General features: G+C 74.2%; 19 protein-coding genes. 12 read left to right on the top strand and 7 right to left on the bottom strand.

The window, feature by feature from the left end:
* Window positions 1–69: 69 nt before the first annotated feature.
* From M8316_RS06250 to rsmI, 4 genes are all read right to left on the bottom strand, one after another.
* Window positions 70–1,209 carry a resuscitation-promoting factor gene (locus M8316_RS06250; RefSeq protein ID WP_272494819.1) on the bottom strand — a complete coding sequence of 380 codons (1,140 nt, stop codon included), beginning with the start codon at window positions 1,207–1,209 and terminating at the stop codon, window positions 70–72.
* A gap of 496 nt (window positions 1,210–1,705) precedes the next feature.
* The gene (locus tag M8316_RS06245) at window positions 1,706–2,614 is read right to left on the bottom strand and encodes a TatD family hydrolase (protein ID WP_250053000.1); all 909 of its coding nucleotides are present in this window, start codon (window positions 2,612–2,614) and stop codon (window positions 1,706–1,708) included.
* Between the two features lie 20 nt (window positions 2,615–2,634).
* Window positions 2,635–3,519 carry an alpha/beta fold hydrolase gene (locus M8316_RS06240; protein ID WP_250052988.1) on the bottom strand — a complete coding sequence of 295 codons (885 nt, stop codon included), beginning with the start codon at window positions 3,517–3,519 and terminating at the stop codon, window positions 2,635–2,637.
* Between the two features lie 74 nt (window positions 3,520–3,593).
* Window positions 3,594–4,460 carry a 16S rRNA (cytidine(1402)-2'-O)-methyltransferase gene (rsmI, locus tag M8316_RS06235; RefSeq protein WP_250052987.1) on the bottom strand — a complete coding sequence of 289 codons (867 nt, stop codon included), beginning with the start codon at window positions 4,458–4,460 and terminating at the stop codon, window positions 3,594–3,596.
* 91 nt (window positions 4,461–4,551) lie between these two features.
* On the opposite strand from rsmI, the gene M8316_RS06230 reads away from it, so the two are divergent.
* Entirely contained in the window at window positions 4,552–6,315 is a 1,764-nt protein-coding gene (locus M8316_RS06230) for a dolichyl-phosphate-mannose--protein mannosyltransferase (protein ID WP_250052986.1), read from the top strand.
* Window positions 6,315–6,767: a pyridoxamine 5'-phosphate oxidase family protein gene (locus M8316_RS06225; protein ID WP_250052984.1), complete on the top strand. Its 453-nt coding sequence runs from the start codon at window positions 6,315–6,317 to the stop codon at window positions 6,765–6,767. Before M8316_RS06230 ends, M8316_RS06225 begins: the two co-directional genes overlap by 1 nt.
* Window positions 6,768–6,791: 24 nt before the next feature.
* On the opposite strand, the gene M8316_RS06220 is transcribed toward M8316_RS06225, so the two are convergent.
* The 3 genes from M8316_RS06220 to M8316_RS06210 form a co-directional block, all read right to left on the bottom strand.
* Window positions 6,792–7,682 carry an SDR family NAD(P)-dependent oxidoreductase gene (locus M8316_RS06220; RefSeq protein ID WP_250052981.1) on the bottom strand — a complete coding sequence of 297 codons (891 nt, stop codon included), beginning with the start codon at window positions 7,680–7,682 and terminating at the stop codon, window positions 6,792–6,794.
* 102 nt (window positions 7,683–7,784) lie between these two features.
* Window positions 7,785–8,780: a DUF389 domain-containing protein gene (locus M8316_RS06215; protein ID WP_250052979.1), complete on the bottom strand. Its 996-nt coding sequence runs from the start codon at window positions 8,778–8,780 to the stop codon at window positions 7,785–7,787.
* A gap of 128 nt (window positions 8,781–8,908) precedes the next feature.
* A complete protein-coding gene (locus tag M8316_RS06210; protein ID WP_250052978.1) occupies window positions 8,909–11,077 on the bottom strand; it encodes a DEAD/DEAH box helicase in 2,169 nt (722 codons plus the stop codon).
* Between the two features lie 648 nt (window positions 11,078–11,725).
* On the opposite strand from M8316_RS06210, the gene M8316_RS06205 reads away from it, so the two are divergent.
* From M8316_RS06205 to M8316_RS06160, 10 genes are all read left to right on the top strand, one after another.
* A complete protein-coding gene (locus tag M8316_RS06205; protein WP_250052976.1) occupies window positions 11,726–12,463 on the top strand; it encodes a hypothetical protein in 738 nt (245 codons plus the stop codon).
* A 122-nt stretch (window positions 12,464–12,585) separates the two neighbouring features.
* Window positions 12,586–13,194, top strand: a complete 609-nt coding sequence (locus M8316_RS06200; RefSeq protein WP_250052974.1) for a copper chaperone PCu(A)C — start codon at window positions 12,586–12,588, stop codon at window positions 13,192–13,194.
* Window positions 13,194–14,501 (top strand): Dyp-type peroxidase, encoded by a 1,308-nt coding sequence (locus M8316_RS06195; RefSeq protein WP_250052972.1) that lies wholly within the window; start codon window positions 13,194–13,196, stop codon window positions 14,499–14,501. The genes M8316_RS06200 and M8316_RS06195 overlap by 1 nt, the downstream gene beginning before the upstream one ends.
* A 26-nt stretch (window positions 14,502–14,527) precedes the next feature.
* Window positions 14,528–15,178 carry a vitamin K epoxide reductase family protein gene (locus tag M8316_RS06190; RefSeq protein WP_250052970.1) on the top strand — a complete coding sequence of 217 codons (651 nt, stop codon included), beginning with the start codon at window positions 14,528–14,530 and terminating at the stop codon, window positions 15,176–15,178.
* Complete coding sequence (locus tag M8316_RS06185) at window positions 15,175–15,840, top strand: copper resistance CopC family protein (RefSeq protein WP_250052969.1); 666 nt, start codon at window positions 15,175–15,177, stop codon at window positions 15,838–15,840. The genes M8316_RS06190 and M8316_RS06185 overlap by 4 nt, the downstream gene beginning before the upstream one ends.
* Window positions 15,837–17,969 (top strand): bifunctional copper resistance protein CopD/cytochrome c oxidase assembly protein, encoded by a 2,133-nt coding sequence (locus M8316_RS06180; protein WP_250052968.1) that lies wholly within the window; start codon window positions 15,837–15,839, stop codon window positions 17,967–17,969. The genes M8316_RS06185 and M8316_RS06180 overlap by 4 nt, the downstream gene beginning before the upstream one ends.
* Window positions 17,970–18,059: 90 nt before the next feature.
* Window positions 18,060–18,443 carry an ArsR/SmtB family transcription factor gene (locus tag M8316_RS06175; protein WP_250052967.1) on the top strand — a complete coding sequence of 128 codons (384 nt, stop codon included), beginning with the start codon at window positions 18,060–18,062 and terminating at the stop codon, window positions 18,441–18,443.
* A complete protein-coding gene (locus tag M8316_RS06170; RefSeq protein ID WP_250052966.1) occupies window positions 18,443–19,177 on the top strand; it encodes an aquaporin in 735 nt (244 codons plus the stop codon). The genes M8316_RS06175 and M8316_RS06170 overlap by 1 nt, the downstream gene beginning before the upstream one ends.
* Window positions 19,174–19,602, top strand: coding sequence for an arsenate reductase ArsC (locus M8316_RS06165; protein WP_250052965.1), 429 nt, complete (start codon window positions 19,174–19,176; stop codon window positions 19,600–19,602). Before M8316_RS06170 ends, M8316_RS06165 begins: the two co-directional genes overlap by 4 nt.
* A gap of 97 nt (window positions 19,603–19,699) precedes the next feature.
* On the top strand, window positions 19,700–20,332 hold the full coding sequence (locus M8316_RS06160) for an MBL fold metallo-hydrolase (protein ID WP_250052963.1): 633 nt from the start codon (window positions 19,700–19,702) through the stop codon (window positions 20,330–20,332).
* Window positions 20,333–20,503: the final 171 nt, after the last annotated feature.

The following is a 20,503-nucleotide window of genomic DNA, read 5'->3' as shown; positions in this document are numbered from 1 at the left end:
TAGTCGGCCCGGGGCCGTCGACCGCACTCGGCGGCGACGGGCGCCGATCAGGCGCCGACCAGGCGCCGATCAGGTCGGGAGGCCGAGCGAGGCCGCGCAGCCGGGCCAGGCGCCGTAGCCGCCGTTGGCGTCACGGAGCTTGGTGGCGATGGCGATCTGGGTCTCGCGGCTGTTCTCGCTCGGGAGACCGGTGCCGCCGTAGGCCTGCCAGGTGCTGAGGTTGAACTGGAGGCCGCCGTAGTAGCCGTTGCCGGTGTTGATGGCCCAGTTGCCGCCGGACTCGCACTGGGCGAGCTGGTCCCACACGGTGCTGCCGGAGGCGAAGTTGGTGGCGGTGCTCGACTTCGTCGCCTTGGGCTCGGGTCGCGCCTTGGTGCCGACCTCGACGACCTCGTCGACCGGCTCCGTGGTGACGACGGCCTTCACGAGGGTGCGCTTGACGACCTCGCCGTTGCGGTAGAGGACGCGGTAGGTCGCGTCGCGGCTGCCGGAGACACCGTCGGTCACGACGGTCTCGGTGCCCTCGAAGGAGGAGGAGTCCTCGCGCTCGACGGTGTCGAAGCCGATGGCCTCGGCCACGGTGCGCTTGCGGACCTCCACGTCGGTGACGACGATCCGGTCGCCGCTCTCGACGGCGGCACGGGGGCCGGGCTTCACCGAGTCGCGGCCGTCCAGCTCCACGCCGGCGGCGGCGAGCGCCTCGCGGACGGTGGAGACGGTGTAGGTGCGGGTGACCGGCTTCTTCGCGCCGACCTTGAGCGTCAGCTTCTTCGGCGTGACCACGGAGAGCGTGGCGCCGGAGCGGTCGAGCGTGCCGCCGCGGGAGAGCGAGAGGTCGGCGTTGCCGTAGCTCTGGCCGATCTCGTCCAGGGCGGAGCCGATGTCGGTCGCGGTGACCCAGTAGCTCTTCTTCTCGCCGTCGACCTCGACGTGCAGCTGGCGACCGAACTTCACGGTCACGGCGGTGCCGTCCTCGAGCGACTCGTCCACGCCCGGCGCCACGACGTCGTGCGGGCCGACCTCGACGCCCTCGGCGTCGAGAAGCTCGCCGACGGTGTCGGCACGGGAGTCCACGGTCTGGGTGGAGCCGTCGAGGCTGAGGGTCACGGTCTTGCCGAGGGCTGCGTAGCCCACCGTGGTGCCTGCGAGCGCCAGCACCACGACGGTGGCGAGGGCGACGAGCAGGGCGCGGCTGCGGGCCAGGGTCATCAGCGAGTGCTGCACAGTTCTCCGAACGTCGAGCTACCCGGGCAAGGCGACCGGCGGGCCGGCTGCGGCCGCGGGCAGGACCCGCGGCCGCTCTCGCTCCTCCGGCGCGGTGGGTGCACCGTCCGGCTGCACGAGAGGGCTCCGCCGGTGGGTGCGTGGTGCGCGCCCACCCGGCTGTCAGCGACCCAGAAGACCAGCGAGTCCCGGTGAGCGCAAGTTGATGTCCACAGCCTGTGGACGACCCCTCACCCCGATGTGCCGCTCCCCGGGGGTGGTCGCCGACCTGCGCAAACACCCGGACCCGTGTTCCGACCTGCACGGACGTGATCTTTTCGTGACCTTGCGCGAGCCCGTCCCGCGACGGTCGCCCGGGTGGGACGCGACCCGGACGGCGGTGACGATCTTCACGGGTGGTTCACGACCGGACGAGCACTCCGGGAGCAAGCGTTTGTGACGCCTGTGGTGGGTGTGACGGACGGGGCCGGCGGCCGAGGCCTCAGCGCCCGCTCCCCGCCGCGTGCCCCGCACCGCTCCCCCAGGGCCCGCCGAACGCACGGTCGGTGGTGGCGTCGATCGCCGCGCAGAGCTCGCCCAGGTCCTCGCCACGGGTCTCGGCCATGACCCGCAGCGTGACGGGCACGAGGTAGGAGGCGTTCGGGCGCCCGCGGTAGGGGTGCGGCGTCAGGTAGGGGGCGTCGGTCTCCACGAGCACCCGGTCCTGCGGGGCCACCCGCAGCGCCTCGCGCAGGGCGTCGTTCTTCTTGAACGTCACCGGGCCCGCGAACGACAGGTAGGCGCCGCGGTCGAGGCAGGCCCGCGCGAAGTCTGCGTCGCCGGAGAAGCAGTGCATGACCCAGCGCTCGGGCGCGCCTTCCGCGTCCAGCAGGTCCAGGACGTCGGCGTGGGCGTCGCGGTCGTGGATGACCAGCGTGCGGTCCAGCCGCTTGGCGAGGTCGACGTGGAAGGCGAACGAGCGCTTCTGCGCGGCCACGCCCTCGGGCCCGGTGCGGAAGTAGTCCAGGCCCGTCTCCCCCACGGCGCGCACCTTGTCGTGCGCGGCGGCCAGGCGCTCGATCTCGGCCAGCGCGTCGTCGAGGTCACCGGCGGCGTCCAGCGTGGCGGCGTCGTTGGGGTGGATGGCCACGCCCGCCACGAGGTCCTCGTGGGTGGCGGCGGCCTCGACGGCCCAGCGGGCGCCCTCGAGGTCGCAGCCGATCTGCACGATCCGCGGCACGCCCACCGCGGCCGAGGCGGCCAGCGCGTCCGCGGTGGCCAGCCAGTCGCCGTCGGCGATGTCGAGGTGGCAGTGGTTGTCGACCACCGGGTGCGGCAGCGGCTCCGGCGCCGGCGGGCGCTCGCGGTTGCGGCGGGCGCCGTCCTCGCTGGTCGCCGCGCGGCTGCGCACGGCCCCCTGGTCCTGCTCGCTCACTGCTGCTCCCCGTCCTGCTGGTCCCCGCGCACGTCCTCCCGGTGGCCCAGCACCCGGGCGGCGATCGCCTCGGCGGCGGCCTCGGGCGCCTGGGTCGGTATCCAGTGCGTGACGCCGCCGAGCACGACCAGCTCGTACTCGCCCACCACGAAGTCCTCGCAGCCCTCGGCCGCGGCCCGGCCGATGGCGTCGTCGCCGTCGGACCACACCATCGTGGTGGGCACCCGGACGCGGCCCACCCTCGGCGGCGCCAGCGGCAGCGCGCGGTACCAACCGAGCGCGCCGGTCAGGGCGCCGGTCTCGACGACCTCGGCGCGGAACCGGGCCAGCTCCGGCGTCGTCATGCCGGTGCGCGCCAGCAGGCTCTCCAGGGATCCGCCGGCGCGGCGGGCCAGGGCCTCGGGCACGCGGGGCAGCTGGAAGAAGCCCATGTACCAGGAGCGTCGGGCTTGGTCGGAGCGGGTGAACGAGCGCAGGAACGCCGCGGGGTGCGGCACCGAGAGCGCGGTGAGGGAGGCCACCAGCCCGGGTCGCGCGGCCACCGCCCAGGCGACGGCGGCGCCCCAGTCGTGGCCGGCCACGTGCACGGGCTGCCCGGTGGCGGCGCGGACGGCGGCCACGACCGCCCCGGCGTCGTCCGCGAGGTTCTCCAGCCGGTAGGCGCGGCGCCCGCGCGGCCGGGCCCGCGGGGCGTACCCGCGCTGGTCGACGGCGAAGGTCCGCAGGCCCCGCTCGTGCAGCAGCGGGGCGACCAGCCGCCAGGAGGTCGCGCGCTCGGGGAAGCCGTGCAGCAGGACGATGGGGGTGCCGTCCAGCGGTCCGGTGTCGGTGACGTCGAGGACGAGGCCGTCGGGCGTCGTCACCTGGGTGAGGCGGTCCATCGTGGCTCCGATCTGGGGGCGGCTCGGGGGCTCGGGTGTCAGGCCGGGTGTCAGGCCGGGTGTCAGGCCGGGGGTCAGGCCGACGGGTTGTGCACGAGGTCGTAGACGACCCGCTTGGGCACGCCGGCCAGGCGGGCGACCTCGCGGATCGCGTCCTTGCGCGGGGTGCCCTCGGCCTCCGCGTCGGCGACGGCCGCGAGCAGGGAGGCGGGGTCGCTTCCCACGGCGGCCACCGGCTCGGCGCCGGTGACCACGAGGGTGACCTCGCCGCGGACGCCCCCGGCGGCCCAGTCGGCCAGCTCGCCGAGCCCGCCGCGCACGACCTCCTCGTGGGTCTTGGTCAGCTCGCGGCACACGGCGGCACGGCGGTCGGCGCCGAAGGCCTCGGCCATGGCGCGCAGGGCGGCCTCCGTGCGGTGCGGGGCCTCGAAGAAGACCATCGTCCGCTCCTCCGCGGCGATGCCGGACAGGCGGCGCGACCGCTCGCCGGCCTTGCGGGGCAGGAAGCCCTCGAAGCAGAACCGGTCGACCGGCAGGCCGCTCACGGCCAGCGCGGTCAGCACCGCGCTGGGGCCCGGCACGGCCGTGACCGGCACGTCGTGCTCGACCGCCGCGGCGACGAGGCGGTAGCCGGGGTCGGAGACGCTGGGCATGCCGGCGTCGGTGACGAGCACGACGCGCTCGCCGGCCAGCAGCGCCTCGAGCAGCACCGGGGTGCGGGCCGACTCGTTGCCCTCGAAGTAGGAGACCAGCCGCCCGGGGGCCTCGATCTCGAGCTCGCGCAGCAGCCGGGTCAGGCGACGCGTGTCCTCCGCGGCCACGACGTCGGCGCGCACCAGCTCGGCCGCCAGGCGCGGCGGGGCGTCGTCGACGCGGCCGATGGGGGTCGCGGCGAGGACGAGGCGGCCGGCGGGGCTGTCGCTGCTGTCGGTTCCGGGCACGTCGCCATCCTGCCTCCTGCGGACGAGGAGGGCGATCTCGGCCGGGCGATCCGCCGGGCCCGGTCAGGCGCCGCTGCGTACGATGCCCGCCGTGAGCACCCAGGCGCCGGAGGGCGAGGCAGCACCGCGCCCAGGATCGGCCCAGGGACCCGCACAGGGAGCGGCGGAGCGACAGCTGCTCTCCCGCAGCGCCGGCGGGTCCGGCGTCCCCTCGGCCTGGCAGCGCGCCCGCCACCGGCTGCGCGGCGAGGACCCGGTGATCGCGTGGGCCTCCGCGCTGGCGCTCGGGCTGCTCGCGCTGTTCCTGCGGCTGTGGCACCTCGGCCGCCCGGCGGAGTTCGAGTTCGACGAGACCTACTACGCCAAGGACGCCTGGTCGCTGATCAACCACGGCTACGTCCAGGGGTACGTGGACGACGCCAACGACCAGATCCTCGACGGCACCGTGCGCGGCCTGTGGGACGGCGAGCCGTCGATGATCGTGCACCCCGAGGTCGGCAAGTGGCTGATCGGCCTCGGCGAGAAGCTCTTCGGGATGGACCCGTTCGGCTGGCGCATCGCCGCCGCCGTGATCGGGTCGCTGATGATCGTGGTGATGGTGCGGCTGGTGCGCCGCCTCACCCGCTCCCTCACGCTCGGGCTGGTCGCGGGCGTCCTGCTGATGCTCGACGGGATGCAGTTCGTGCTCTCGCGGCTGGCGCTGCTCGACATCTTCTGCGCGTTCTTCCTGCTCTGCGCGGTGGCGGCGATCGCGGCCGACCGCGACTGGTTCCGGCGCCGCCTCGCCGACCGGCTTCCGGCCCAGGTGGACGGCGGCTTCGGACCCGTCCGCGGGCTGCTGCTGCGGCCCTGGCTGATCGTGGCGGGGGTGAGCTTCGGACTGGCCGCGGGCACGAAGTGGACCGCCGCGTACCCGCTGGCCGCGTTCGGCGTGCTGGTGTGGCTCTGGAGCGCCGGCGCGCGGCGCAGCTTCGGGGTCCGCGGGGCCTGGCTGCGCTCGGCGCTGGTCGACGGCCTCGGCGCGTTCGCGCAGCTCGTGCTGGTCGCGCTCGTGGTCTACGTGACCTCGTGGACGGGCTGGCTGGTGCACGCCTCGCAGTACGAGGAGCACCTCTCCTCGACCCAGTACACGCAGTTCACCGGCTCGGGCCACTGCGACGGGGAGTCGTTCGTCTCCGACGACCCCGACCCCGACGCGCGCTGGCCCACCGCCACGGAGCCGGACGCGAGCGGGCTGGGCGAGGTCGTCCAGTCGCTGCGCTCGCTCTGGTACTACCACCAGGACGTGTACACGTTCCACACGCACTTCCTGAACTGCGCGACCCACACCTACCAGTCGCAGCCGTCGGGCTGGCTGTTCCTCAACCGCCCCGTCGGGGTCGCCGCCGACACCGGCATCGAGCCGGGCACCCGCGGCTGCACCGCGCCCGAGGGCAGCGACTGCCTGCGCCAGGTGCTGCTGATCGGCACCCCGGTGCTGTGGTGGGGCGGCTGCATCGCGCTGCTGTTCTCGTGCGTGATGTGGGTGCTGGCCCGCGACTGGCGCCACGGCGTGGCGGTCGTGGGCACCGCGTCCACGTGGCTGCCGTGGCTGCTCTACGACGAGCGCCCGATCTTCCTCTTCTACGCGATCCTCACGCTGCCGTTCCTGGTGCTGAGCGTGACGCTGGGCATCGGGCACCTGATCGGGCCCTCGCGCGAGCCCACGGCGCGACGCACGATCGGGGTCGTGGTCAGCGGCTCGTTCGTGGTGCTGGTGCTGCTGAACTTCGCGTGGTTCTGGCCGATCTTCACCAACCAGCTGCTGACGCACTCGCAGTGGCTGGGCCGCATCTGGTTCGAGAGGTGGATCTGATGGCGTCACTGCGCCCGTCGACACGACCGGACGGCGGCTGGGAGCCGCTGCCCGAGGCCCTCGCGGCCTTCTGGACCGAGCGGCACCTGTGCACGCTCACCACGCGTCGCCCCGACGGCCGCCCCGCCGTCGTCCCGGTGGGGGTCGCGCTGGACCCCGAGCGGGGCTGCGCGTGGGTGATCGCCGGCGGCGGGTCGCGCAAGGTGCGCACGCTGCGCGCCGCGGCCGCCTCCGGCGACCCGCTGGACTCCTTCGTGGCCGCCTGCCAGGTGGACGGGGCACGCTGGTCGACCCTCGAGGCGCAGGCCGAGGTCGTCGACGACCCGGCCGAGGTCGCCCGTGCCGTCGAGCGCTACGCCGCGCGGTACCGCCAGCCGCGGGAGAACCCCGAGCGGGTGGCGCTGCGCCTCACCGACTGCCGGTTCGTGTTCGGCGCGCGGCTGGCCGGCTGAGGCCGCTCCCCCGCCGGTCGCGCCTCACAGCGGCCAGGTGACCCCGGTCCGGGCCTCGGAGACCTCCCACAGCCGCGCCGCGGTGGCGGTGTCGAGCGCCTCCGCCGACCGTCCCACCGGGCCCGGGGCACCACGGGTGCCGCCGAGACGGGTGGGGCCGACGAAGGTGTTGCCGGGCAGGTCGTCGGTGAGCGCCATGAGGGTGGGGCGGGCGCCCTCGGCCGCGGACGTGGCGACGACCGCGTTGCCGATCGCCATCGCGGCCACGGCCAGCCGGCTGGCGTGGTGGCTCTGGAGATGGGTGGCCGCGTACCCCGGGTGGGCGGCCAGCGCCCGCACCGGCGAGCCGGCGGCGACCAGGCGCCGGTCCAGCTCGAGCACGAACAGCAGGTTCGCCAGCTTGGAGGCCTGGTAGGCTCGGGTCGGGGTGTAGCCGCCGGCGAGCTCGAGGTCGTCGAGGTCGACCTGCGGGCCGCGGTGCAGCAGGGAGGAGACCGCCACGACGCGGTCCGTCACGCGCGGCAGGAGCAGGTTGACCAGCGCGAAGTGGCCCAGGTGGTTGGTGCCCATCTGCCGCTCGAAGCCGTCCGCGGTGCGTCCCTCGGGCACCATCATGATCCCGGCGTTGCACGCCAGGCCGGCGATCGGCCCGTCCCAGGCGTCGGCGAACGCGTGCACCGAGGAGAGGTCGGCCAGGTCGAGGGCCCGCACCTGCGTGGAGCCCGGGCCGGTCACGGACGCGGCGGCCTGCCGGCCACGCTCGGTGTCGCGCACCGCGAGCACGACGTGCGCGCCGGCGCCCACCAGCGCCCTCGTCGTCTCCAGCCCGAGGCCGGAGTTCGCGCCGGTGACCACGTAGGTCGAGCCGGTCAGGTCGGGCAGCGTCAGCGGTGGCGCGGAGGGGAGCAGCGGCATGGGCCCACGCTAGCCAGTGCACCCTCAGCCAGTGCACCCTCGTAGCCGCACCCTCGTAGCCGCACCCTCGCTGCCCCGTTCGCGGCGGGAGCACCGGCGGGGCTACTCGAAGCTCGAGAGCACCTCGCGCACCTCGACCTCGTGGCCGGTGACCACCTCGAGGCGGATGCCCATCGACTCCGGCACGTCCAGCAGGTCCAGCAGGTCCTGGTGCGGCGGCAGGTCTCCCGGTGCCGTCACCGAGACGACCGCGGTGAACCCGTGCAGCTCCACGCCCGTCACCGTGGCCCCGTCGACGTCCGCGACCCACGCGGTGGCGGCACGCTCCACGTCGCGCGTCCAGGTGTCGACGAACCACGCGACCGTGGTGTTGAGCGCCAGCGGCAGGCTCACCAGCAGGACGAGGGTGGTGAGCAGCACGTAGGTGCGGGCACGGGTGCGGCCGTGCCCGGGAGCGGGCACGGCGTAGCCGAGCACGGCGAAGACCAGGGTCCCGGCGAGCACGAGCGCCAGCACGTTGGAGACGAACAGGAGGCCGGCGCCCCAGGCGAGGTCGGACCGACCCAGCCCGAGGCAGATCCCGACGACGGCGAGCGGGGGCACGAGCGAGATCGCGATGGCGACCCCCGGGAGGACGGCGGCCAGGTCCTTGCGGGCCAGGGCGATCGCCCCGGCCAGGCCGGTGGCGATCGCGGCCACCATGTCGAGCAGGCTGGGCGAGGTGCGACCGGCCACCTGCGCGTTGGCGAGCAGGTCGTAGCCGTCGGGCACGGTGAGCGCCGCCAGCCAGCCGATCAGCACGACGACCACGACGCCCCCGAGGACGAAGACCGCGGTGCCGCCCCGCTGCCGCTTGGTCAGGGCCAGCGCCGTGCCCATGATCGGGGTCGAGAGCGGGGCGATGATCATCGCGCCGATGACGGTCGCGGTGGAGTCGGACAGGACACCGGCGGCGGCGATCGTGCCGGAGAGGGTCAGCATCGTCCAGTAGGCGGTGAGCCGGCTGCGCCGGTCCCCCACCCGCAGGTCGAGCTCGGTGGTCATCTCCTCCAGCGTCCGGCGCTGCTGCGGTGGCAGGACGAGACCTCTCAGCGACACCGGACCCCCCTCGCTCGCCGTCGGCCGGGCTGCCGACGAGCGGAGGCTCCCGCGCCCCGGCCGTCGCCGACAAGGCACGTGCCGCGGCCGCCAGCCGTCCGGTGAGGGGCGGGTGGCGGCCGGCGGGGTCAGCGGGCGATGACGGAGCGCTTGCGCCGGCGTCCGACCTGCGCCTTCTCCTCGGCCTCCAGGGCGGAGGTGAGCAGGGAGACCAGCGCCTCGAGCTGGACGTCGCCGGAGGAGCCGACCTCCTCGTCGGAGCCGTCGAGCGCCACGGCGGCCAGGCCGGCCTTGGAGTCGATGAGCTCGGCGATGCGGGTGTCGATCGTGTGGGCGGCGATGACGCGCCACGCGGTGACGGGCTCGTCCTGGCCGATCCGGTGGATGCGGTCGATGGCCTGGGTCTGCTCGGCGTCGGTCCAGGAGAGCTCGGCGAGCACCAGGTTGGACGCGACCTGGAGGTTCAGGCCGACACCGGCGGCCATGAGCGAGCAGACGGCGATCTCGACGTCCGGGTCCTCGACGAAGGCGTCGATGTTCTTCTGCCGCACGCCGGGGGTCTGGTCGCCGCGGATGGAGGAGTACTGGATGCCGCGCTCGTGGAAGAGCCGCTCGGCGGTGTCCATGACGTCCACGTGCTTGGCGAAGAAGACGACCTTGCCGACGTTGCGGGCCAGCTGGGCGGCGTAGTCGGCCGCGAGGCCGGCCTTGGCCTGGCCGATGCGCCGGACCATCGAGAAGACGTTCTCGCCGTCGGTGCTGCCGGAGGAGTCCTCCAGCTCCCAGCCGGCGACGCGGCGGACCAGCTCGTGGTCGATGCCCTCGACGGTGCGGCCGGAGATCCGGGTCTCCAGCGCCGTGTGGTAGCGGCTGACCATCCGCTTGGCCAGGTCGGCCTCGGCGGCCTTGATGGAGCGGCCGAGCGCGTCGTCCAGCTCGACGGGGAGGTCCGCGACGCGGCGGGCGGGGATGTCGGCGGCGACGTCGACCTTGCGGCGCCGGACGATGCCCTGGTTCACCACGCAGGTGCGGGCGGCGCCGTAGAACTGCGGACCGTCGGCGGGGTTGAGGCCCAGCTCGTCGAGGCACTCGGCCAGCGGGCCGAGCGGCGCGACGTCGTCGATCCAGCCCAGGAACTGCCAGATCGCCCGGAAGTCCTCGATGTCGTTGATCAGCGGGGTGCCGGTCAGCGCCATCAGCAGCGGGCGGCCACCGCGGGCGCGGATCTTCTCGGAGAGGTGCAGGACGTGCTGGCTGCGCTGGGAGGTCTTGTTCTTGATGAAGTGCGCCTCGTCGACGACCATCCCCTGGAACCCGAGCTCGCCTAGCCAGCCGACGTGCCGGTCGAGGATCTCGTAGTTGACCACGACGATGTCGGCGAAGCCGTTGATGTCGTCGCCGTCGCCGTGCACCACGGTGACGGGGTGGCCCGGCGTCCAGCGCTCGGCCTCGCGGGCCCAGTTCGTCTTCACGACGTTGGGCACGACCACGAGCAGCGGGTAGGCGTCGGCGGCCTGCGCGGCGAGCAGCGCCTGGGCCGTCTTGCCGAGGCCGGGCTCGTCGGCGAGCAGGAAGGTGCGGTGGCCGGACGCGGCGGCCTCGATGACCTGCGCCTGGTGCTTCATCAGCGTGGCGGTGCCGGGCGCGCGCAGCGAGTCGGGCTCGGGCAGCGGCATGCAGGCGGACGCGCCGCCGTACTCGAAGCTGCGGAACAGCGGGCCCAGCAGCTCCCAGCCGGCGAGGCGGCGGGGGCGGGCCTGGAGCGGGACGCCGGTGAAGTCCGGCTTGAGGAACGGGTTCGAGAGGCGGCGGGAGACGACCGAGGCCGGCGTGACGCGGCGGTGCTCGGTGCCCTCCAGGCCGTCGGGACCGCTGCGGCGGGCCGGGGCCGGCTCGTCCGGCACCTCGAGGCCGGCACGCTCCATCATCTCCCGGCGCAGCGCGCGGGCGTCGGCACCGATCTCGGCGTCCTCGGCGAGCAGCTGGAGCAGCGAGGTGTCGCGGGTGCCGGTCTTGGCCAGGATCGTCGCGATGCCGTCGAGCCGCTTGAGCTGCTCGGCCCGCTGCGACTCCGTGCTCTCGGTGTCGGCCTTCAGCCGGGCCCGCTCCTCGCGGACCAGCAGGGCCACCACCTGGAACTTCGTGCGGCCGGACCCGGAGACGGGGCCGCGCTGGGCGGCGTTCTCGACCTCGCGCACGGCGCGGGCGAGGACGGGGATGATCCCCTCGTTGTCCAGGTCGCGCACACGGCGCTGCGAGCGTCCGTTCTGCGAGCGTCGTGGGGCTCGTCGAGCCACTGGCTCCTCCTTCGCCGAGCCCTCAGGGCTCGACCGGTCGGCACCTGCGCCCGAGGTCCCACTCCTCGGACGCGGCAGGCAGGCTTCTCGCGCAGCGCTCGCCGACGGTGCGCCGGGCACCGGGTCGACCACCGGCCCCGGGCGTCGCGCCCGGGTACGGGTCCGACGGACCGGTCGTCGTGGAGACGACGACAGGGCCGAGGAGAGGTGGTCGGCGAGGTGTGCGGCCCAGGGTCCCGGCGCCTGCCGGCACCTCGGGTCGGCGGCTCCCGGGGTGGGAGCCTCGCTGCGACTACCGCCATGCTCTCACACTCACCCACCTCGCGTGCATCGACGCGAGAACTGGGTGGGACCTGTGGATCGCCCGCCGAACCAGCGCCCGGACCGAACGTGGGACCGGCCGTGGGACCGGCACCCGACCGGTACGGACCGCACCCGGCCGGGTGAGATCAACCCGCAGCCGGCGGGGCACGGTGAAGGTGTCCTCGAGCGAGTCACCACATCCGGGTGGTTCCTCCACCCGCAGGGGTGATCGAGGACGCCGCGGTCGGGGGCCGGAACAACGCCCTGACCGCGGCGCCCGCGCGCCCGGGTCGCAGGTCCTGCCGACTCGGACCGCCCCGCGCGGCCGTGCGAGACTCCTCTGTCGTGAGCAGCAGCACCCCGCGCACCCGCCGCGAGGGCCAGGTCGGCCCCGGGGCGCTGTGGTCGCGGGCGGCGTTGCTCGGCTCGCTGGTGCTGCTCCTCGGCACGGTGGGCCACACCAGCGCGGCAGGACTCCTCCCCGGGCCCGGCGCCATGCTCGGGCTGCTCGTGGCCACGATCGTGCTCGTGGCGCCCGCGCTGGCCCGGCCGGCGTCCGCGCTGCGCATCGTGGTGCTGACGGTGCTGGGGCAGACCGGCGTCCACCTGGCGCTCACGCTCACCGCCGGCCACGCCGGGGACGCCGCCACGACCGCGGCCACCCACGGCCCGGTCGCCGTGCCCGGCGGGCCGGCCCTGCCGACCGTCGACGGGCACCGGGTCGGCACCCTGGCCGAGGCCTGGTCCGGCACGGCGGACGTCGCGCACGTCGCGCCCGCGCTGCCCGTCGCCCACCTGGTCGCCGACATGACCGCGCACGCGCCGATGATGCTGGCGCACACGCTGGCCGCCGTGGCGGTCGGGCTGTGGCTCGCCGTCGGCGAGAAGGCCCTGTTCACCGTGCTCGCGCTCACCGGACGGCGGCTCGTGCTGCCGGTGGCGCTGCTGCGTCGGGCCGCGGCGGTGGCCGCCGTCCTGACCCCCTGCTCGCGGACGTGGTCCGCGGCGCTCGTGGTGCCCGCGCCGGTCTCCGGGTGGGCTCGGTCGGTGCCGGTCCTGCGCGGACCGCCCTCCGTCGCCTGAGCAGGCCACCGCGTGTCACCCACCCCCTCCCCGGGGGCCCTCCGGCGCGCCCACGGTCCTGCGGTTCCCACCACCGGCGCACCTGCGTGCGCCGCCAGGACGACACCCCACGAGGACCACCCATGCCCAGCACCACCGCGCGCCTGCGCGCGCTCGCACCCCTGACCGCCCTCGCCCTCACCGCCGGCGTGGGCCTGACCGCCTGTGGCTCCGACGACGCCGCCACGGACGCCGAGGGCGACACCTCCGCCAGCAGCACCACGAGCAGCAGCACCGAGGCCGCAACCGTCACCGTGACCGACCCGTGGGTCAAGGCCGTCGACGCCGGCGACATGACCGCCATGTTCGGCACCCTGGCCAACGACGGGGACGCCGACGCCGTGCTCGTCTCCGCGACCACCGAGGCCGCCTCGATGGTCCAGCTGCACGAGACCGTCGAGACCGACGACGGCTCCATGCAGATGCAGGAGAAGGACGGCGGCTTCGACCTCGCCGCCGGCGGCAGCCACGAGCTCGCCCCCGGTGGCGACCACGTGATGCTGATGGGCGTCTCCGACGACCTGCTGCCCGGCGACACCGTCACCGTGACCCTCACCTTCGAGGACGACTCCACGCTCGACGTGGACGCCGTCGTGAAGGAGTACACCGGCGCCGACGAGGAGTACTCCGACGGGATGGACGAGGACTCCGACATGTCCGGCACGGACATGAGCGAGGGCAGCGACTCCTGATGAGCGCCGACCACACCCCCGAGCACGTCCCGGACGGGGCCGACGAGCCCCGCCGGGCGCGCGGGTTCGGTCGGCGCCAGCTGTTGCGCACCGGTGCCGCCGCCCTCGGCGGCACCGGTGTCGGCTGGGTGGCGGCGAGTGCCGCCACCGGCGCGACCGGCCCCGCCGCGTCCACCACCGCGACCGGCGCCGCCACCACCGACGGCAGCGCCGCCGGCAGCCGGCCGGAGGTCGGGATGCGCACCGTGGCCTTCCACGGCGCCCACCAGGCCGGCGTGGCCACGCCCCCGCAGGCCTACCTGACCCTGCTCGGCCTCGACCTGCACGACGCCGTCGACCGCGAGGCGCTGGGCCGGATGATGCGGCTGCTCTCCGACGACGCCTCCCGCCTCTCGCGCGGCGTGGCCGCGCTGGCCGACAACGAGCCCGAGCTGGCCGAGCGGCCCGCGAGCCTGTCGGTGACCTTCGGGTTCGGGCCGCGGGTGGTGCGCGAGCACTTCTCCGGCACCTCGATGACGCTGGAGGAGCTGCCCGCGTTCTCCACCGACCGGCTCGAGGACGCCTGGGGACAGACGGACGTGGCGGTGCAGATCTGCTGCGACGACCCGCTGACGCTGGCCCACTGCCGCCGGATGCTGCTCAAGGACTCCCGCGCCTTCGCCGACGTGCGGTGGATGCAGGAGGGCTACCGCCGCGCCGTCGGCACCGAGGCCGAGGCCGAGGGCACGACGGTGCGCAACGTCATGGGCCAGGTCGACGGCACCGTGAACCCCGCCGAGACCGACGACGACTTCTCCCGGCTGATCTGGTCGGAGGAGAGCGGCTTCGAGGGCGGCAGCGTGATGATCGTGCGCCGCATCCGGGCGCGGATGGAGTCCTGGGACAAGGTCGACCGCGCGGGCCGGGAGAACACGGTGGGACGCCGGCTCGACACCGGCGCCCCGCTGACCGGCACGAAGGAGCACGACGCGGCCGACTTCTCGGCCACCGACGAGCTCGGGTTCAAGGTCATCGACCCCGCCAGCCACATCGCGCGGGCGACCGCCCGGACGCCGGAGGAGAAGTTCCTGCGTCGTCCGTACAACTACACGGTCCCGGACGTGTCACGACCCAGCGGCGAGGACGCCGGGCTGGTGTTCATCGCCTACGCTGCAGATCCGGTGAAGCAGTTCGTCCCCGTGCAGCAGCGCCTGGCCGAGCTGGACCGCCTCAACGAGTGGATCACGACGATCGGCTCGGCCGTCTACGCCGTCCCCCCGGGCGCCGCCGACGGGGAGGCCGTGGCCCAGCACCTGCTCGCCACGTGAGCCCGCCCGCACCCCAGGAGACCCCCGTGTCCACCACCGCGCACGACGCCATCGACGAGCCCCAGGACGAGGCGGTCGAGTACGACGAGGAGGCCCTCGAGGCCGCCCTGCGACCCACCCGGGCCGGCGGCGTCCTCGTGACCGTGCTGGGGGCCCTGGGCCTCCTGGCGGCGTTCACCCTCGCCGTGGAGAAGGTCGAGACGCTGCTCGACCCGAACTACGTGCCGTCGTGCAACTTCAACCCGGTGCTCTCCTGCGGGTCGGTCATGTCCACCGACCAGGCCGCCCTGTTCGGGTTCCCGAACCCGTTCCTGGGCATCCTCGGCTTCTCCGTGGTCGTGACCGTCGGCGTCGTCCTCGCCTCCGGCGTCCGCCTGCCGGTGTGGATCCACTGGGGCCTCGCCCTGGGCTGCACCGCCGGCCTGGTGTTCATCCACTGGCTCGCCTGGCAGAGCCTCTACGACATCAAGGCCCTGTGCCCGTACTGCATGGTCGTGTGGACGGTCACCATCCCCCTCTTCGTGTGGTCGACCCTGTCGGCCGCCCGGATGTCCTCGGGCAGCCGCCTCGTCCACGGCCTCTGGTCCTACCGCCTGGTGATCGTCCTGGTCTGGTACCTGGTCTTCATCGCGGCGATCGGCGAGGCCTTCTGGAGCTACTGGAGCACTCTTCTGTGACACCCGCGCACCACCTGTCCCACCCCGCCCGCGCCGGCCTCGCCCGCACGGGCGCGGCGGGGCTGCTCGTCTCCCTGCTCGTCTCCCTGCTGGCCGCGCTGCTGCTGACGGTGGGGGCGGCCCCCGCCTCCGCGCACGCCTCGCTCATCGGCACCGACCCCGAGGACGGTGCGTCGCTCGACGCGCTGCCGACGTCGGTGACGTTCGAGTTCTCCGAGGAGATGTCCGACCCGGCCTACGTGGTCGTGACCGCCCCCGACGGCAGCGAGGTGGCCGACGGCGACCCCGTGGTCAGCGACAACCTGGTGACCCAGGCGCTGCTCGACGGCCCGGCCGGCGCCTACACGATGGCCTACCGCGTCGTCTCCGCCGACGGGCACCCGGTCTCCGGGCAGATCAGCTTCACCGTCGCCGCCGGGGAGACCGCGTCCCCGTCGGCCTCCGCCTCCGCGTCTACCTCGGCCTCGGCCTCCGCGTCCGCCTCCCCGTCGGCCCCGGCCACCAGCGCCGAGGCCACCACGGACGGCGCCACCGAGAGCACCCCGAGCACCGAGGACGACGGCTCCTGGCTGTCGCGCAACGCGCTGACCGTCGGCGTGCCCGTGGTGCTGGTGCTGCTGGCCGGCGGCCTCCTGCTGCTGTCGCGGCGGTCCTCGTCGTGACCTCCACGGAGCCCGACGCCGGGGCCACCGAGCAGCCCGCCACCGAGCAGCCCACCACCGAGCAGCCCGCCACCGAGCAGCCCGGCGCGGCCGCCGTCGTGTCCCGGCCCCGCGGGCCGGTGGCCGGCGCCCTGGTCATCGCCGGGCTACTGGTCCTGTGGCTGACGCTGGAGCTGGCCGGCGGCGCCCCCGTCCCCGCGCCCGAGGGCCTGCCCGACCCCGGGCCGCTGACCGGCTGGGGCCTGCCGATCGTCACCTACGCCGCCATGCTCGTCGGGCTCGTTGTCGTCGGCTCGCTGCTCGTGCCGCTGCTGGCGCTGCCCTCCCCCAGCACGGAGCTGACCGGCCGCTCGGTGCGGGCGGTGCTCACCGTGCGCCGCCTGGCACCGGTGTGGGCCGTGCTCGCCCTGGTCGAGCTCGTGCTGACCTGGTCGGACCAGTTCGCCATCCCGGTCTCCGGGTTCAGCTGGCGTGCCGTGCAGGGCTTCGCGCTCGAGGTGGACCAGGGGCAGGCCCTCCTCGTGCAGGCCGGCCTCGCGCTCGTGGTCGCCGTGGCGGCCCGCTTCGTCTTCAGCGTCCACGCCTCCGTGTGGGTGCTCGTCATCGCGCTGGTCGCGCTGCTGCCGCCGGCGTTCACCGGCCACTCCAGCGCGTCCGGCAGCCACGACACGGCGATCGTCAGCCTCGTGGTCCACGTCGGTGCGGTCGGGCTGTGGACCGGCGGCGTCGTCGCGCTGTGGTGGTACCTGGCCGACCGGCCGCGCCCCCGCGCGGTCGCGGCTCGCCGGTTCTCCTCGCTGGCCGCGTGGTGCTTCTTCGTCGTCGCCGTGACCGGCGTCGTCAACGCCGCCGTGCGCATCGCGACGTTCTCGGGCTGGTTCACCAGCGACTACGGCCGCGCGGCCCTGGTGAAGGTGCTGCTGCTGGTGCTGCTCGGCGTCGTCGCCGCCCGCGCCCGGGCGCTCGTGCACACCCGCGTCGCCGCCGCCGCGGCCGAGGGCGAGGGCGCCGCCACGTCACCCGCCTGGCGTCCGCTGGTCACGCTCACCGGCATCGAGCTGTCCCTCATGGCCGCCGCCGTGGGCCTCGGCGTGGCGCTGAGCCGCACGCCCCCACCCGTCGGCGAGCCGTACAGCTCGGCCGCGGAGTCGCTGCTGGGCGGGCCCATCCCGCCCGCCGTGACCGTCGAGCACCTGCTCACCCTCGTGCAGCCCTCCGGCATCGGCATGGCCGTCGTCGGGCTCGGCGGGGCGAGCTACGTCGTCGGCCTGGTGACGCTGCGTCGCCGCGGCGACTCCTGGCCGTGGTGGCGGGCGGTGCTCTGGTTCGCCGGCCTCGCCGTGGTCGCCTACGCGACGATGGGCGGCGTCGGCGTCTACGGCACCGTCATGTTCAGCGCCCACATGGGGGCGCACATGCTCATCTCGATGATCGCCCCGATCATGCTGGTGCTCGGCAACCCGATCGTCCTGGCGCTGCGGGCCCTGCCCGGCGCCGACGTGCCGGGCGGTCGCGGACCGCGGCAGATGCTCTCGGACTTCCTGCGGCTGCCCTACGTCGCCTTCTTCACCCACCCCGTGGTGGCCGCGGTGAACTTCGTCGGCAGCCTCTACGTCATCTACCTCTCCGGCCTGTTCGACTGGCTGATGGAGACCCACGTCGGCCACGCCGCCATGGAGCTGCACTTCCTGCTGGCCGGCTACCTCTTCTTCGAGGTCCTCATCGGCTCCGCGCCGCTGGCCCACCGCCTCGGCCACCTGGCCCGGCTGGGGCTGCTGCTGGGCTCGATGTCGTTCCACGCGTTCTTCGCCGTGGCGCTGATGAGCTCCGAGCGGATCATCGGGGCCGACTACTACTCGATCCTCGACCTCTCCTACGTGGACCTGGCCGACGACCAGCGCCTCGGCGGCGCCATCACGTGGGGCACCGGGGAGATCCCGATGGTCCTCGTGCTGATCGTGCTCGTCGCGCAGTGGTTCACCTCCGACCAGCGCGCCGCCAGGCGCGCCGACCGGCGGGCCGACGCCGACGGGGACGCCGACCTCGAGGCCTACAACCGGATGCTCGCGGGGCTCGCGCAGCGCGACGGGGGCACCGGCGCCGGCACCGAGGCCGAGAAGCAGGACTGAGCCGCCCGGGCCGGACGGGGCCGGCCAGCGTTCACCCGGTGGCCACCCCGCGGTTGGACACCGGACATCGACCGAGGTGAATATTCACCCGTGTCTATCTCCACCCCGCCCGCCGAGGCGGCCGCCTGCTGCGCCCCGCTGACGGCGCAGCCCCTGGACGCGGACGCGGCCGAGGCCGTCGTCCCGCTGCTCAAAGCGCTGGCCGACCCGGTCCGTCTGCGGATCGTCTCCCTCGTCGCCGCCCACGAGGGCGGCGAGGCGTGCGTGTGCGACCTGCAGGAGGCGTTCGAGCTGAGCCAGCCGACGATCAGCCACCACCTCAAGGTGCTGCACACCGCCGGCGTCCTGGACCGCGAGAAGCGGGGCACCTGGGCGTACTACCGGGTGCGTGCCGAGACCCTCGGGTCGGTGGCGGCGCTGCTGGCGGCGCCGGCCGGTGTGGGCGCCCCCGAGCGGACGCCGGGGTGCGACTGATGGACCTGCTGCGCAAGGGTGTCGCCGAGCTGGTCGGCACCGCCTTCCTCGTCGCGACCGTCGTGGGCTCGGGCATCTTCGCCCAGACCCTGAGCGAGGACGCCGGCCTCCAGCTGCTCGAGAACACGATCGCCACGGGCGCGGTGCTGGTGGCGCTGATCCTGGCGCTCCAGCCGGTCTCGGCCTCCTTCAACCCGGTGGTGACCCTGGTGGAGCTGGCGCTGGGCCTGGTGCGGCCGTCCGTCGCGGGCGTGCTGATCGCCTGCCAGGTGGTCGGCGGCCTGCTGGGCAGCGTCGTCGCCAACCTCATGTTCGAGCTGCCCGCGGTGACCATCTCGACCAACGACCGCTCCTCCGGTGCCCACTGGCTGGCCGAGGTCGTGGCCACGATCGGCCTGGTGCTGATCGTCTTCGGCACGGTCCGGTCGGGGCGGGGTCACGTGGTGGCGTTCGCCGTCGGCGGCTACATCACCGCCGCCTACTGGTTCACGTCCTCGACCAGCTTCGCCAACCCGGCGGTCACCGTCGCCCGCAGCATCTCCGACACCTTCGCGGGCATCGCGCCGGTCGCGGTACTCCCCTTCATCGGGTGCCAGCTCCTCGGGGGTGCCCTCGCGTTCGCCCTGGTCAGGCTGCTCTACCCGACCCTGTCCGCGGCGGACCTGCCTGACCCCGCCGCGTCCGCCCACCCCTCCGCAGCATCGTCCGCACCGTCCTCCGAGGAGATCGCATGACCACCGCCTCCAGCACGCCCCGGCCCACCGTCCTGTTCGTCTGCGTGCACAACGCCGGCCGCTCGCAGATGGCCGCCGGCTGGCTACAGCACCTGGCCGGGGACCGGGTCGAGGTGCTCTCGGCCGGGTCCGCGCCGAAGGACCAGATCAACCCGGTCGCCGTCGAGGCCATGGCCGAGCAGGGCATCGACATCGCGCACAACTCCCCCAAGGTGCTCACCGACGAGGCCGTCGAGGCCTCCGACGTCGTCATCACCATGGGCTGCGGGGACGCCTGCAAGTTCTACCCGGGCAAGCGCTACGAGGACTGGCAGCTCGACGACCCGGCCGGGCAGGGCATCGAGTCCGTGCGCCCCATCCGCGACGAGATCAAGGCGCGCATCGAGGGACTCCTGGCCTCGCTGGACATCCCCGTCCAGGCCTGATCCCCACCACTCCTCCCCCGGCCGGGCGAACCCACCCGGGGCGCCCGGCCTAGGCTTTGGTTGCACCTTGCAACTTCTGCCCCGAGGAGATCCCCCGATGCGCCTGGTCAAGCACACCCACGCCACCGTCACGCTGCACGGCGAGGACGGCGGCACCCTGCTGATCGACCCGGGCTCGTTCACCGCCAACGCCGCCGAGCTGCTCGCGCAGGCCGACGCCGTGCTGGTCACCCACGACCACCCCGACCACCTCGACGCCGACGCGGTCACCGCCGAGCTCGGCCGCCGGCCCGACCTGCCGGTCTACGTGCCGGCGTCCGTCGTGCCGAGCCTGGAGGGCACCCGCCCCGTCGGGCACGGGGACACGATCGAGGCCGCCGGCTTCACCGTGCTCGCGTTCGGCAAGGAGCACGCCGAGATCCACGCGACCGTGCCCACGCCCGAGAACGTCGCGTTCTTCACCGCCGGCGTCTACCACCCCGGTGACAGCTACCTCGTGCCCGAGGAGATCGTCGGGTCCGTCGAGCTCGCGCTCGTGCCGTCCTCGGGGCCGTGGTCGAAGACCGGCGAGGCCGCCGACTTCGTGCTCGGCCTCCGGCCGACCAGGGCCATCCAGCTGCACGACCTGCTGCTCAGCGAGCAGGGCAAGGGCGGGTTCACCTCGTTCCTCCAGCGGATCACCGGCCTGGAGGTCCCCGCGCTCGCCGACGGAGAGTCGGTCGAGCTCTGAGGCACCTCCCGGATAGTCCGTGACGTTCTGCAGGCCGATCACGGCTTGGGTTCATGCGGTGGTCGCAACACCTAGCCCTGGAGGGGTGTATGGGTGTCGGAGGCCGGCCGCGGGTACGGCGGAGCGTCGAGAGAGCTTTCTGGGAGCTGGTTCCTGAGCATCGGTCCTGGC

Origin of the sequence: Nocardioides bruguierae (genome assembly GCF_023554635.1) — a bacterium.
GTDB lineage: Bacteria > Actinomycetota > Actinomycetes > Propionibacteriales > Nocardioidaceae > Nocardioides > Nocardioides bruguierae.
The sequence above is the reverse complement of the archived record's forward strand: the minus strand, read 5'-3'. Positions and strand labels throughout refer to the sequence as shown.